We start from the raw sequence: 13,670 nt of genomic DNA, 5'->3' as shown, positions 1-13,670 counted from the left end.
TGTGGGTGATTCGCGCCGAGGTTTCTCCCAGCACCATCTGGGTATGGCCGACATCGAACTGACGTATTCCTCCGGACTTGTCCCGAGGGACGGAGAGCTTCCCGCTCGCGAAACCATCGCAACGGTCTTCGACGAGCTCGACTTCCAAACAGCAGTGCAGGCGTACTTGTGGGCCATACCCATCGTGTCCTGGGCTCAGTGGATGGACGTGCATACCAACATCTTCGGAGCAACTGCCTCCGATATCGTCGTCTACCGCTCATATCGTGACCGACTAGGCCTGATCACCGCCAACGCGACGACTCCGTACATCTTGAACTTTTTCGATCTCGGTGCAACGGGGCCGTTGGTGATCGAATTGCCGCCAGGGCCGACCGCCGGGGGCATCGCAGATTTCTGGCAACGAGAATTCGCGGTGCTCGGTGAGATGGGCCCCGATGCAGGCAAGGGTGGCAAGACCCTGGTAGTCGGCCCAGGTCAGAGTGTCGAGGACACAGGTGATTACACCGTTGTCCACTCCCCGATGATGCACATCATGTTCGGCTTCCGCACGCTCGATCCCGACCCGGCGCGCTCGGACACGTTGGTCGACGCCGTCCGGGTGTACCCGTACTCCGATCGTGAGAATCCGAGTCCGACGCGTCTGGTCTCACCGGACGGCAAGCCCTGGAGCGGAATTCAGCCGCGAGACCTTCGATACTGGGAACTCCTGCACGACATCGTGCAGGACGAACCTGTCGAAGAGCGCGACCGCTTCCCGATGGCGTGGCTTCGGCAGCTGGGGATTGAGAAGGGCAAGCCCTTCGCCCCGGATGATCGAGTGAGAAAGATCTTGCAACGGGCCGTCGAAGTGGGGGAGGTGTTCGCCCAGGCGAATGCGTTCGTCAAACGCTTCCCCGGTTCGCGCTACTGGCCGGATCGCCAGTGGGACTTGGCGATTGTCCTGGACAACTCAGCTCAGCGAGGGGACAACTACGACGAGTTCTACGAACGCGCGTCGTGGTTCTACGAGGCGGTCACCTTCTCCGAGGCGATGAAGAGTACGACGCCCGGACTCGGGCAGGCATATCTGGGTAGCTACGCCGACGCCGAGGGCCACTGGTTGGACGGAGCAAAGAGTTACACACTCCACGTACCCGCCGATGTCCCGGCAAAGTTGTTCTGGTCCGCGACGGTCTACTCGGTCGACACACGCTGCCTTGTCGACAACGAGCAGGGCCGAGGTGACCGTGGCTCGCGAGATCCCGATCTTGTTGTCAACGAGGACGGTTCGGTGGATCTTTACTACGGACCTACAGCTCCGGTAGGGAAGGAACCCAATTGGGTTCAGACCATTGTGGGTCAGCACTGGTTCTCGTACTTCCGCTTCTACGGACCGCTCGAACCGTATTTCGATCGGACTTGGAAGCTTGGTGACATCGAGCCGGCCTAGAGCGTGGTCTGTCTCACGGACTGCCGATCAGTTCGACAACGGAGTCCAGAAGGACACTGCGCCAGCACAACCAGTCGTGGCCGCCGTCGAAGATCCGACACGATACTTGCGCTCCTGCGGCCTTCAGTGCCTGTGCGACCGCTGCGCTGTGCCCGACCATGTCGGACTCGTGCTTACCTACTTCGAGGACAACGCGTAATCCGTCCGGTACGCCGTCGCGCTCGATGCGTGCGGCTATGTCTCCACCCGGCGGGCCGTTTTCCCCGCGCTTCAAGCCGGTTGGCCACCAGAACGAACCGGACCCGCTGGCGACCAGCGCGAAGTGTTCGGGGAATTCGAGTGCTGCGAACATCGAAGCCAGGCCGCCGAAGCTCTGCCCCGAGACCACCGTTCGCGTTCGATCAGACGAGAAAGGTGTGACGGCGCGCACCTGCGGAAGCAGTTCGTCGACGACTGCACTCCAGTAGTCGCGGTTGCACGGCAATTCCTGCGAACGGCGTTGATTGTCAACGGAATCGATGGCCAGCAGAACGCAGGATTTCAGTTTGCCGGTCTGGACCGCACGATCGAAGGCGGCGCCTGCCGGCATGACCTCGGCCCAGTGACGCCCGTCGAGAAGTATCACGAGCGGCCGTTCTTCGAGCGGTGTCAATCCGTCGTCCACGGTCTCGTAGATCCACACCGGCCGCTCGACGTCCAAAGTCGAACTAGCCCAGGTGAGCTGTACCGACTTCCTGAAAACTGGAGCATCCCAACCGAACTGGACCGGCGCCAAGGGCATCTCGGCGACGGAACGCCTTGTGTCCACACCTGCGGAAAGCGGATTGAGTGGGTCGGCAATTCGGTGCTCGAGCAACCCCAACCAGCGTGTGCGGCGGGTCGAGTCTTCCTTGCCTGCTCCCGGATAGTCGAACTCGTCGACTACGGACTTCGGTACCGGGATGATGCTGTAACTGCTACGCCAGGTGTTCGAGACTTCGGCGGTGTAGAACCACACCGGACTGTCTCCGAGTCGCTGCATCACGCTGAGTTGTTCTGCGTGATGGTCGGTCAGCGAATTTGCATCCAGGTAAACGCGCTCGACCTCGGTCTCCTCGGGCTGACGCCAGAGGAACGTAACTCGAACAGTCTGTGTATCAACGCTTTCGATGATCGGCGTTCCTTGTTGCACTATCCGATTCCAGGACGTCTCGATGTCGGGCGAGGCTGCGAGGGTAGCGGACAATTCGGTCACCGCCTGAGTTAGCATGAGCACAGCCTAACCTAATTTGATGGGCTTTTGAATTCGAGGAGTGGTCCGCCAGTGGGCGTCACAATGAAAAAATCACGCACCCTGAAGGTGCTCTCCGCAGTCTTGGTGGCAGGGTTCGCCCTCGTCGGTTGTAGTTCTGCGGATGCCGATTCCGATGCTGACTCAGCTGCATCGCAGGGTAATTGGCCGCGTACCGTGGAAACGCCGAAGGGGCCGGTGGAGATCACGTCGAAGCCGGAGAGGATCGTCTCGACCAGTGTGACGCTGACGGGCACGCTGTTGTCGATCGACGCTCCGGTGGTGGCTACCGCATCGACGGGACCGAACACCGACGTCTCGGATGCGCAGGGGTTGTTCACACAGTGGGGCGACATAGCAGAAGAACGCGGACTCGCAGTGTTGCCGATGGGCGGTGCGAACGCGGAATCCGTTCTGGCGCAGAACCCGGACCTGATCGTCGTCTCGGCAACTGGAGGTGACTCCGTCGTCGATCTGTACGAACAGTTCACGGCCATCGCGCCGACAATCGTGGTGGACTACGGCGGAAGTAGTTGGCAGGAAGTCGCCGCTGTGCTGGGTAAGGCGACAGGTCTCGAAGACAACGCGGCGGCCACGGTCGCGAAGTTCGACAGCGCAGTAGAGGCCGCGAAGGCCAAGATCACACTTCCCCCGCAGCCGACCACTGCGCTGGTCTACTACGAGGACGGCAGCGGTGCCAACATCTGGACGCACGAGTCGGGGCAGGCGAAGTTGCTCACGGCGATGGGTTTCACGGTCGCCGACATTCCCGAGTCCGCGAAGAGCAGTGAATCCATGGGTAAGCGCAAGGACATCATTCAGGTCTCGGCGGAGAACCTCTACGACGGTATCTCGGGCAACACCCTGATCTTGGTCAGTGCCGACGACGGTGCGGTGAAGGCGGTCGAGGCACTTCCACTGTTGGCCCAGCATCCGGCAATTCGTGATCACCACGTCTATGCCGTGGGTCTGGACACCTTCCGTCTCGACTACTACAGCGCAACCAACATGGTGAACCGGTTGGTCGAGCAGTTCAGCTGAGCCATAAGTACTAGGCCTTTCACCTTCAACTAGTGCTTTGGTAGGAGCCGGGAATCGAACATTCCCTTCACGTTCGCCGAATGTGGGACCAAGTGGTGCGCGCATGCCACCATGAACGTCAATCATCGGATGCGGAATGGGGAGTGGATGTTCGACTCGGCTGGTCAGAATGCCCCGGGGCAAGCCCTGGCATCGCGAGGGTGGGGACGTTTCAACCTGAACAACCCGGCCACGGCGGCCGTGATCGTCGGCCTGCTGAGTGTGCCGTGGGTGTTCGGTCTCGCCAGTCTCAAGACTGAACCCGAGACGAGCAATCGAGTGCTGAGCGATCCGGGAACCGTCGTCGGCATCATGGGTTTCCTGACGGTGTTGACCGTTGTGGCGTGTGCGCGCCGGCGGTACCCGATCGCGTACTACCTCCTGACGTTGGCAGGATCCGGCGGATTGATGCTCTTCCTCGGCAGTCGATCGCTGGGGGCCACGCCGCTTTTCTGGTTCGCGATCATGGCAGTGTCCATCCGAGTGACAGGCATGCGCCTGGTCGGACTGCTGGTCCTCGGAATGGCGATGGACGTGATCTTGGCGATGTATCTCACCGAACGGGACGGGCTGACGGTCGCCGAGGTTCAGGTGGGGGAGTTGCCTCACTTGTTCCTCGAACCGGCGGCAAACACCGTCACGAGTTTTCTGGTCGTCGCAGCCATGGGAAAGATCGTCGCGCGCCTGCGAAAACAAGCAGTGGAGAACAGTCAGGCAGTAGCGGATCTGCACCGGGACCGCGAACGCAAGATTGCGAATGCCGTTGTTGCCGAACGGCAGGACATGGCACGTGAACTGCACGATGTCGCTGCCCACCACATGACCGGCATGATCATCCAGGCTCGTGCCGCCGACAAGTTCTTCTCGAGCAATCCCGAACAAGCACAAGCCCTTCTGGGGGGCGTCATCGAGCAGGGTCAGCGGGCCCTCAACAGCTTGCGGCAGATCGTGGGGATACTTCGCCTGGGTGAGGAAGACCCCGATTTCCCGACGCCCATGGTCTCCGACATCGACGAGTTGGTGGACGACTGCAAGCGCACCATCTCGTCGATCTCGTTGGAGAAGGTCGGCCGCTTCGACGACCTGGACAGCGGAGTCCAGTTGACGTGTTACCGCATCGTGCAGGAGGCGTTGTCGAACGTCCTTCGCCATGCGCCGGGTAGCGAGTCCAAGGTGTGTCTGAGTCGAGAAGCCGGTGCGGTGAGGGTACGGGTGGTCAATACTCTCGGGAATGCTCGCCCGGCCTCCGACGGGCAAAACCTCGGAATTGTGGGAATGCGCGAACGCGCGACGCTCATGGGTGGTCAACTGGACGCCGGACCGAATTCGGAAGGTGAGTGGGCTGTGCAGGCACTGGTGCCGGTGAACGGGAGGATCAACGCATGATCGATGTCCTTATTGCAGACGACCAGCAGGTGGTACGGCAGGGGTTCGAGCTGTTTCTCTCCGGTCACCCCGAGATTCGCGTCGTCGGGCATGCCAAGACGGGAGTCGAGGCGTACGAGCAGGTGCGTGCACTGCGTCCGGACGTCGTGCTGATGGATATCCGAATGCCGCACGGCGACGGGTTGACTGCGACCCGGGAGGTCCTTGCCGAGTTTCCCGGGACCCGCGTCATCGTGATCACCACGTTCGATCTCGACGAGTACGTTTTCGAGGCGCTCGACAGCGGTGCCGCAGGGTTCTTGCTCAAAGACGCCGATCCCGAAGAGCTCTCGTCGGCAGTGTTGACCGTGGCCGAAGGTGGTTCGGTGCTCTCGCCGAGATTGACGTCGAGACTGATCGTGGAGTTCGCGAGGCGCAAGCCGGCACCGATGTCCACGGCGCGCTCCGGATCGGATCACGGTCTCAGTGCGCGTGAGATGGATGTGGTGCAGTTGCTGTCACAAGGCTTGGGAAACAACGACATCGCAGATTCCCTCAGCCTCGAACAGAGCACGGTGAAGTCGCACATCAGCAACATCTGCAAGAAGCTGCAGGTGCGTACCCGTGTGCAGATCGTCATCTGGGCGTACCGAAACAACGTGATCGCCGTATCGCGCTGACGCACGGGACGCTGCGGCGCATCCGCCGCGGCACGGGCAGAGAAGTACACGTGCCCCGGGTCCGATCCCTCGTCGAACCCGGGGCATCCGTGCCACTCAGCCCAGCAGTTTGGCTTTGAGCGTCATGACAGTCGCCGGGCTCAGACCCAGGCCCTCGGTCAGGTACCGATCGACCGACCCGTAGGTCTGGTCCAACTGGGCGAGACCGGCATCGAGATAGCTTGCCTCGACACCCAACAGGGGCTCCATGTTGACGGCCATCTGTTCGCCCAGGCTCGCCGCGATGCCCGCGCGCGTGGCCTTCATGCCTTCGGCTGTGTACTCGTTGGTCAGCAAGTAGTCGTTCATGATCACCGAGCGGTCGACACCGGCGATACTCAGCAGCAGAAACGACGTCCAGCCGGTGCGGTCTTTGCCTGCGGTGCAGTGGAAGACCTGTGCACCTTCGGTTTCCGCGAGACCCGTGAGCAACTGCGCGAACCCGGCTCGCTCCGTCGCTCCGGTGACGAAGGCGCGGTTCATGTCCTGCATCATCGATCGTGAGTCCTCGGGGGACTTGATCTTCGCGATCATCTCGGCGATGTTCCCGGACAGGATCGGAATGTTCTCGTACGCAACCCCGTCGGGCAAGACATCGGGCTTACTGGCGATCTCGGGTTCCGTGCGCAGATCGTAAACCTTTGTCAGTCCCAGCTTTTCGAGATTGTTCATGTCATCGCCCTTGGGCGTGATCGCGTTCGCGCGGTAGAAGACTCCCTTGTTCACGGGCAGGCCGAAAGTTCCCGAGTATCCGGCGCCGGTGCCTGCGACGTCGCGGAAATTGTCGATCCCGGTCAGCCGCGGCGCATTTGGGGTCTGCTCGGAACTGCCGAAGTTGCTGGATCCGAAATCCAGCGAGCCGAATAGCGGAGCCGAGGGGCCAGGTTCGGCCTGCGCGATCGAGGCGCCGAAACCGGTGATGAGAAAGCTACTGGTCAACGCAATGGCCGCGGCAGACCGTAGTGAGCAGGTACGGGTGGATCGGGACATGTGTGAGCCCTTCGTCGAGCGGAGAGAGTGGCGAGTCGATGAGGTATCGCGAAGGCAAGGTAGCGAGTTCGCGTGTCCGATTCGAGAGGAATCTTGCTTTGCTCCCTCTCAGTGGGAGGCGTGCTGCTGTGAGCGTGGGCGGCTCGGGAGGCGCAGTTCATTCCTCGGGACCTGTGTTTGTGTAAAGGTCCAGTGCCCTGATATTGGTTAGCCTCACCAAATCAATTCCGGAGCAGTCCGGTGCGTTCAGATGGAGTTCAACATGCGGGTTCAAGGTCTGTCGCGGTTTCGCCGCGCAGTGGTGATCGGCGCAGCAGCTGCGCTGGCGGTCGGCGTCGCCGGCTGTAGCAACTCCGAGGAGGCGTCGTCCGAATCGTCGACGACAGCCGCGAGCTCGCCGACCCGTGTCTTCGAGGCACAGAACGGATCCATCGAGATCCCGAGCGACCCGCAACGGATCGTGGCCTGCGGATACGCAGTTCTGCCGCTGATTCAGGCGGGAGCGAACCTGGCAGCAGTATGTGAGTGGACCCGTGAACTCGGCAACATGGACGACAAGACCAAGGCCGCTTACGAAGCTCTGCCGAAGGTCGCGCCCGACGGCAACGTCTCCCAGCTCAACTACGAGGGAATCGTCGCTGCCGAGCCCGATCTGATCATCATGGGCGTTCCCGCTCGAGTCGAAAGCCAGCTGGACATGGCGCAGCTCGAGGCGGCCGCTCCCGTCGTCTTCCTGGGGCCGACGGTTCCTGCTGATTGGCGAGTGCTGGGCGAGCAGTTCGCCGATGCCGCGAATGTCTCCGGCAACTACGGCGAGTTCAAGGACGACTACGACGCCAAAACCGCCGAACTGGCCGCGAAGTACAAGGACAAGCTCGGCTCGCTGACCTTCGGCGGCGTGTGCAACGTCTGCAAGCCGGAAGCCGGCACCTTCTCACGCGAGTACGCGTCCTCGTACACGACCAATCTCTTCGACGGACTCGGACTGCAGTTCCCCGGCACCCCCGCAGACCCCGCCGACATCCACGTCGAACAGGTATCCATCGAGAAGATCGGCGAAAATCTCGGAAATGTCGACGTGATCGTCTACGGCCTCAATGCCGACGGCTCGATGTCTCCGCAGTTGCAGGAGCTGGTCAATTCCGAGCTGTGGAAGGAATTGCCCGCAGTGAAGGCCGGCAACGTCGTCCAGGTCCAGCATTCGCTGGCCGCGACCTATCAGACGGCTCTTCTGACGCTGGATTCGATCGACGAGGGCCTGTCGAAGCTGCCCGCAAACCAGTAGTTCATCGACTGTGACGGTGGCCTCTCGCCTGCTGGCGAGGGGCCACCTGCATATCCGGATGAGCAGGGCGGACAGCTCTCCGATCGGCGAGGACGCTTACCTGTCCCGGCTACCGGGGTTCTGTACGAACTGCGAACGCCCGATAGGGTGACCGGGTGCGTCCTACACTTGATTCCTACACTCATCTGGCCGGTGGCAAGGTCCGTGACCTTTACACGATCGACGACGAGCATCTGCTGCTTGTCGCGAGTGATCGGATCTCGGCCTACGACCACGTGCTCAGCACGCCGATCCCGGACAAGGGTCGCGTGCTCACCGCGATGAGCGTGTTCTTCTTCAACGTCCTCGGTGGCACCAACCACCTGGCCGGCGAGCCCGACGACGATCGCATCCCGGAAGAGGTTCTCGGCCGCGCTCTCGTCGTGCGCTCCCTCGACATGGTTCCCGTCGAATGCGTCGTTCGTGGCTTCCTCACCGGCTCTGGCCTGGTCGACTACAACAACACCGGCGCAGTGTGCGGCGTCGCGTTGCCCGAGGGCCTCGTCGAGGCGTCGCGTCTGCCCGACCCGATCTTCACCCCGGCGTCCAAGGCGGCTCTCGGGGATCACGACGAGAACATCAGCTTCGATCAGGTAGTGGAGAAGGTCGGCCAGAAGCTGGCAGTGCAGCTTCGCGAGGACACTCTCGACGTCTATGCCCGCGCCTCCAACTTCGCAGCCGATCGCGGAATCATCCTTGCCGACACCAAGCTCGAATTCGGTCTCGACTCCGCTGGAAACCTCGTGCTCGCCGACGAGGTGCTCACCCCCGACTCGTCGCGCTACTGGCCTCTCGAAGGCTACGAAGCGGGCAAGGTGCAGCCCAGTTTCGACAAGCAGTTCGTGCGCGACTGGCTCACGAGCCCTGAATCCGGCTGGGACCGTAGCTCGGACACGACACCGCCGCCGTTGCCGCAGGAGATCGTCGACGCGACCCGTGCACGCTACATCGAGGCGTACGAGCGCATTTCCGGTCTGTCCTTCGACGATTGGGTCGGTCCCAGCGCATGAGCCTGATCCCGCCGGTCGCAAAGAAGGTCCCCGCCGAACGTACCCATCACGGACACACGTTCGTCGATGACTACGAGTGGCTGCGGGACAAGGACAACGCCGAGGTAGTCGCATACCTCGAAGCCGAAAACGCGTACACCGACGAGCAGACGGCCGCGCTCGAGCCGTTGCGCGAGAAGATCTTCCAGGAGATCAAGTCGCGGACGCAGGAAACCGACATGTCGGTGCCCACGCGCATGGGTAAGTGGTGGTACTACTCGCGCAGCGTGGAAGGCAAGTCGTACACCGTCCAGTGCCGGTGCCCCATCGCCGGTGAAGACGACTGGACTCCGCCCGACCTGACGCCCGGCGTCGAGCTGGCCGACGAGCAGATCCTCATGGACGGTAACGTCGAAGCCGAAGGGCACGAGTTCTTTTCGCTCGGCGCGTTCTCCATCAGCGAGGACGGCACGTTGCTCGCGTACTCGGTGGACATCGTCGGCGACGAGCGGTACACCTTGCGGTTCAAGAACCTCGAGACCGGTGAGATGCTCGCCGACGAGATTCCCGATACCGCGCCTGGCGCCACCTGGGCGATCGACCACAGTCACGTCTTCTACATGACGGTCGACGACTCCTGGCGTCCGGACACGGTGTGGCGTCACAAGCTGGGAACGCCGCAGAGTAAAGATGTTTCGGTGTTCCACGAGCCCGACGAACGGTACTGGGTTTCGGTGGGGTCCACCCGCAGTGAGAAGTACCTGATGATCTGGGTCGGTTCCAAGGTGACCAGCGAAGGCTGGATGCTGGAATCGGCGAACCCGGAAGGCGAATTCCGCGTCATCATCCCACGTCGCGAGGGCGTCGAGTACGGGGCCGAGCACGCCGTGATCGGGGGAGAGGACCGTTTCCTCATTCTCCACAACGACGTCGTCGACGGCATCAAGGCCGAGAACTTCGTGTTGGTGGAAGCTCCCGTGTCGGATCCGACGAACATGACGACGCTGATCGAGCACAGCGCCGACGTTCGGCTGGAAGAAGCCGAAGCCTTTGCCGGACACCTCGTCCTGAGCTACCGACGCGAGGCGCTCACTCGGGTTGCCGTGTGGCCGTTGACGGATGACGGCTACGGCGAACGCCACGAGATCGACTTCGACGAAGAACTCTTCAGCATCGGCATGGGGTCCAACCCGGAATGGGCGCAGCCCACTATCCGGCTCGGCTTCACGTCGTTCATCACTCCCGGGCAGGTGTACGACTACTACGTCGCCAGTGGTGAACTGGCACTGCGCAAGTCGCAGCCTGTTCTCGGTGACTTCGATGCGAGTAACTACGAGCAGCGTCGCGACTGGGCAGTAGCCGACGACGGAACCCGCATTCCGCTCTCGATCGTGAGGCGCGTAGGTGCGCCGGAAGGTCCCGCGCCGCTGCTGTTGTACGGCTACGGTTCCTACGAGGCGAGCATCGACCCGTCGTTCTCGGTTGCCCGCTTGTCGTTGCTCGATCGCGGCGTCGTCTTCGTCGTCGCACACGTGCGCGGCGGCGGCGAGATGGGCCGTCACTGGTACGAAAACGGCAAGACGCTCACCAAGAAGAACACCTTCACCGATTTTGTCTCTTGCGCAAAGCATTTGATCGACACCGGTGTCACATCGGCCGACCGGATGGTTGCCGACGGCGGTAGTGCAGGTGGATTGCTGATGGGCGCTGTCGCCAACATCGCTCCGGAACTGTTTGCCGGCATTCTCGCCAATGTTCCGTTTGTCGACCCGTTGACGTCGATTCTCGATCCGTCGCTGCCGTTGACGGTCATCGAGTGGGACGAATGGGGAGATCCGCTGCACAACAAGGACGTCTACGACTACATGCGCTCGTACAGCCCGTACGAGAACGTGGAAGCCAAGGACTATCCCGCCATTCTTGCGATCACGAGCATCAACGACACCCGTGTTCTGTACGTGGAGCCGGCCAAGTGGGTCGCAAAACTGCGCGCCACCAAGACCGGTGATGCTCCGCTACTTCTCAAGACCGAGATGAGCGCCGGACACGGCGGTGTCAGCGGTCGCTACGAGAAGTGGAAAGAGGTCGCGTTCGAGTTCGCCTGGGTGCTGGACACCGTGGGTGCGAACTAGCTCCGGTGTCAATCGGGTTCGGTGACTGTCAGGTTCTGTGTCAATCAGGTTCTGCGGTAACGAACCTGAGGGCGCCCAGCGCGCCCGTACTCGGTCTCCCGGGTGAGCATGCCGTCGTCTGCCAGCTTTTCCAGGTAGCGCCAGGCTGTCACCCGGGACACGCCGACCGAGGCTGCCACCTCTGCAGCGGTCACGGGTCCCTCAGAATCCCGGACAGACGCTGCGACGAGTCCGAGTGTTTGAGACGCAAAGCCTTTCGGTGCCGCTGCTCGATCGTCGGACGTTCGTAGCGCAGACATCGCGCGGTCGATGTCGTGTTGACTGACCGCAGACTCTCCAGCGGGAAGCGCTGCACGATATTCGAGGTAGCGCTCGAGCTTGTCGCGGAATGCTGCGAAAGTGAACGGCTTGAGAAGATAGAGGACGATCCCGCGAGCCACGGCGCTTCGGACCACCTCCAGATCGCGCGCCGAGGTAACCGCGATGATGTCCGGACTGGGCCGCAAACCGCCCAGGGCGGAAGCCACGTCGAGACCGCTGGCGTCGGGCAACCCGATGTCGAGCAGGACCAGGTCGATGGGCTGGTCGGTGGCGTTGGCCGCCGTAACTGCACGCACGGCGGCGTTCCCGGAATGAACCACGCCGTGGACCACGAATTCCGGCACACGCTCGACGTACGAACGGTGCGCCTGGGCGATCAACGGTTCGTCGTCGACTATCAGCACACGGATCATCGCGGTGCTTCCGCCTCGCGCAGCGGGATACGGACAACCAGCATGGAGCCCATCGCCGGCTCGCTGGTGAGCGTGCCGCCGTGCCGTTTCACCACTTGAGAGACCAGTGCGAGACCGAGTCCGCGAGAGCCGGATTTTGTGGAGTAGCCACGGCCCTTGGCCTTTTCGAGTGCTTCGGGTGTCATTCCCGGGCCGCTGTCGGCGACGGCAACAACCATCATCGAATCCTCTTCCATTACCGTCACTTCCACCCACGGAGACTCGCTCGCGCGCGATGCGTCAATAGCATTGTCCACGAGATTGCCGACCAGCGTGACCAACTCGCGTGCATTGAGCGAAGGAACCGGACCGAGCGCGGTGTCTTCGGTGATGGTCAGGTCGACCCCGCGTTCGGCCGCTTCACTCATTTTCCCGAGCAGCAGTGCGGCGAGCGCCGGCTCGTGGACCGCATTCATCAGACGATCTATCAACTGTTGGGACACTCGCAATTCATTGGTGGCGAAGGCCACTGCGTCTTCGTTCCGGCCCAACTCGACCATCGTGATGATCGTGTGAAGACGATTTGCACTCTCGTGGGCTTGCGATCGAAGCGACTCGGCAAAACTGCGTACCGAATCCAATTCCCCGAGTACGTTCTGCAATTCGGTGTGATCGCGAATTGTCAGCACGGTGCCAATTCTGTTGCCCTCCCACTCAACCGGGTGTTGGTTGACCACCAGCACACGCTTGTCGGTGAGGTGCACTTGATCCTTCGCGGGAGAGGCGTCGTCGACTCGCATGGTCTCGGGGATGGACGAAAGTGGCACGGGCCCGTCCGGTAGATCGAGGAGGCGACGCGCTTCGTCGTTGACGATATCCACTCGCGCATCTCTGCTTCGGCCTCGCCCGATCACCACCAGACCCTCACCGATGCTGTGCAGGACGGCGTCGTGGTGTTCGTACATGGTGCGCAGTTCATCCGGCGCCATCCCCAGGGTCTGTCGCCGGATACGCCGACTCACCAGAAGTGAACTCAGGAGGGCGGCAAGAAGACCGCCGCCGGCAACGAACAGGATGACCGGAACACTTTGGGCGAACTGCTTGCTGATCTGCTCGCGGGTGACACCGGCAGAAACCAGACCGACCAGGGTTCCGCCGGAATCGTAAACAGGAGTGACTGCGCGGATCGACGGCCCCAGCGACCCGGCGTACGTCTCTGTGAAGGTCACGCCGGCAAGTGCGCGGTCGATGTTCCCGGTGAAGAGTTGACCGATCAGCTCCGGGCTCGTGTGGGTGAACCGAGTGCGATCAGGCGCCATCACCACGATGAAATCGACGCCGGTTGCCTGTCGGATCTTCTCGGTCTGTGGTTGCAGAATCGCGGTCGGGTCCGGACTCGTCAGGGCTGCCGCCGTCGAATCCGACAGGGCGAGAGTCTGCGCTATCGAGCTCACCTGCCTGCGGATCGCGTCGTCGCTGTCTCGGCGTTCGTCGACAACTGCGAGCGCGGCTCCCACACCGATGACCAGCGCCAACAACGCCAACTGCAGGAGCAGGATCTGCCTGGCGACGCTCATACGTCGGCCGGTCTTTCGTTCGACCATCGAGCGCCTCCTGAACGTAATGAACACAAACTTCCGGGCCCACCTGTTTGCA

11 protein-coding genes are annotated in these 13,670 nt (G+C 62.0%); 7 read left to right on the top strand and 4 right to left on the bottom strand.

Annotation, left to right across the window (positions count from 1 at the left end; genetic code table 11):
• Positions 1 to 43 precede the first annotated feature (43 nt).
• The gene (locus ACN50D_RS19205; protein ID WP_211921537.1) at positions 44 to 1,432 is read left to right on the top strand and encodes a DUF1254 domain-containing protein; all 1,389 of its coding nucleotides are present in this window, start codon (positions 44 to 46) and stop codon (positions 1,430 to 1,432) included.
• 13 nt (positions 1,433 to 1,445) lie between these two features.
• Here ACN50D_RS19205 and fes read toward each other — a convergent pair whose 3' ends face one another.
• Positions 1,446 to 2,681: an enterochelin esterase gene (fes, locus tag ACN50D_RS19200; protein WP_075832282.1), complete on the bottom strand. Its 1,236-nt coding sequence runs from the start codon at positions 2,679 to 2,681 to the stop codon at positions 1,446 to 1,448.
• A 66-nt stretch (positions 2,682 to 2,747) separates the two neighbouring features.
• Between fes and fepB the strand changes: the two genes are divergently transcribed.
• The 3 genes from fepB (at position 2,748) to ACN50D_RS19185 (ending at position 5,827) form a co-directional block, all read left to right on the top strand.
• Entirely contained in the window at positions 2,748 to 3,743 is a 996-nt protein-coding gene (fepB, locus tag ACN50D_RS19195; RefSeq protein ID WP_054188018.1) for a Fe2+-enterobactin ABC transporter substrate-binding protein, read from the top strand.
• 147 nt (positions 3,744 to 3,890) lie between these two features.
• Positions 3,891 to 5,168, top strand: a complete 1,278-nt coding sequence (locus ACN50D_RS19190; RefSeq protein WP_007734428.1) for a sensor histidine kinase — start codon at positions 3,891 to 3,893, stop codon at positions 5,166 to 5,168.
• On the top strand, positions 5,165 to 5,827 hold the full coding sequence (locus tag ACN50D_RS19185) for a response regulator transcription factor (RefSeq protein ID WP_003945911.1): 663 nt from the start codon (positions 5,165 to 5,167) through the stop codon (positions 5,825 to 5,827). Before ACN50D_RS19190 ends, ACN50D_RS19185 begins: the two co-directional genes overlap by 4 nt.
• 96 nt (positions 5,828 to 5,923) lie before the next feature.
• Here ACN50D_RS19185 and ACN50D_RS19180 read toward each other — a convergent pair whose 3' ends face one another.
• A complete protein-coding gene (locus tag ACN50D_RS19180; RefSeq protein WP_211921539.1) occupies positions 5,924 to 6,856 on the bottom strand; it encodes a tyrosine-protein phosphatase in 933 nt (310 codons plus the stop codon).
• 250 nt (positions 6,857 to 7,106) lie between these two features.
• Here ACN50D_RS19180 and ACN50D_RS19175 point away from each other — a divergent pair, with 250 nt between their 5' ends.
• From ACN50D_RS19175 to ACN50D_RS19165, 3 genes are all read left to right on the top strand, one after another.
• Positions 7,107 to 8,141, top strand: a complete 1,035-nt coding sequence (locus ACN50D_RS19175) for an ABC transporter substrate-binding protein (RefSeq protein ID WP_080726727.1) — start codon at positions 7,107 to 7,109, stop codon at positions 8,139 to 8,141.
• Positions 8,142 to 8,296: 155 nt separating this feature from the next.
• Positions 8,297 to 9,190: a phosphoribosylaminoimidazolesuccinocarboxamide synthase gene (locus ACN50D_RS19170; RefSeq protein WP_003945463.1), complete on the top strand. Its 894-nt coding sequence runs from the start codon at positions 8,297 to 8,299 to the stop codon at positions 9,188 to 9,190.
• A complete protein-coding gene (locus ACN50D_RS19165; protein WP_158170189.1) occupies positions 9,187 to 11,301 on the top strand; it encodes a S9 family peptidase in 2,115 nt (704 codons plus the stop codon). The genes ACN50D_RS19170 and ACN50D_RS19165 overlap by 4 nt, the downstream gene beginning before the upstream one ends.
• 44 nt (positions 11,302 to 11,345) lie before the next feature.
• Here ACN50D_RS19165 and ACN50D_RS19160 read toward each other — a convergent pair whose 3' ends face one another.
• Positions 11,346 to 12,035 carry a response regulator gene (locus ACN50D_RS19160; protein WP_003945570.1) on the bottom strand — a complete coding sequence of 230 codons (690 nt, stop codon included), beginning with the start codon at positions 12,033 to 12,035 and terminating at the stop codon, positions 11,346 to 11,348.
• A complete protein-coding gene (locus tag ACN50D_RS19155; RefSeq protein WP_007734437.1) occupies positions 12,032 to 13,618 on the bottom strand; it encodes a sensor histidine kinase in 1,587 nt (528 codons plus the stop codon). The genes ACN50D_RS19160 and ACN50D_RS19155 overlap by 4 nt, the downstream gene beginning before the upstream one ends.
• Positions 13,619 to 13,670 lie beyond the last annotated feature (52 nt).

This window comes from Rhodococcus sp. SB1D, assembly GCF_048573875.1.
GTDB classification, from domain to species: Bacteria; Actinomycetota; Actinomycetes; order Mycobacteriales; family Mycobacteriaceae; genus Rhodococcus_F; species Rhodococcus_F qingshengii.
Note: the sequence above shows the minus strand (reverse complement) of the source record. Positions and strands in the feature narration are given on the sequence as shown.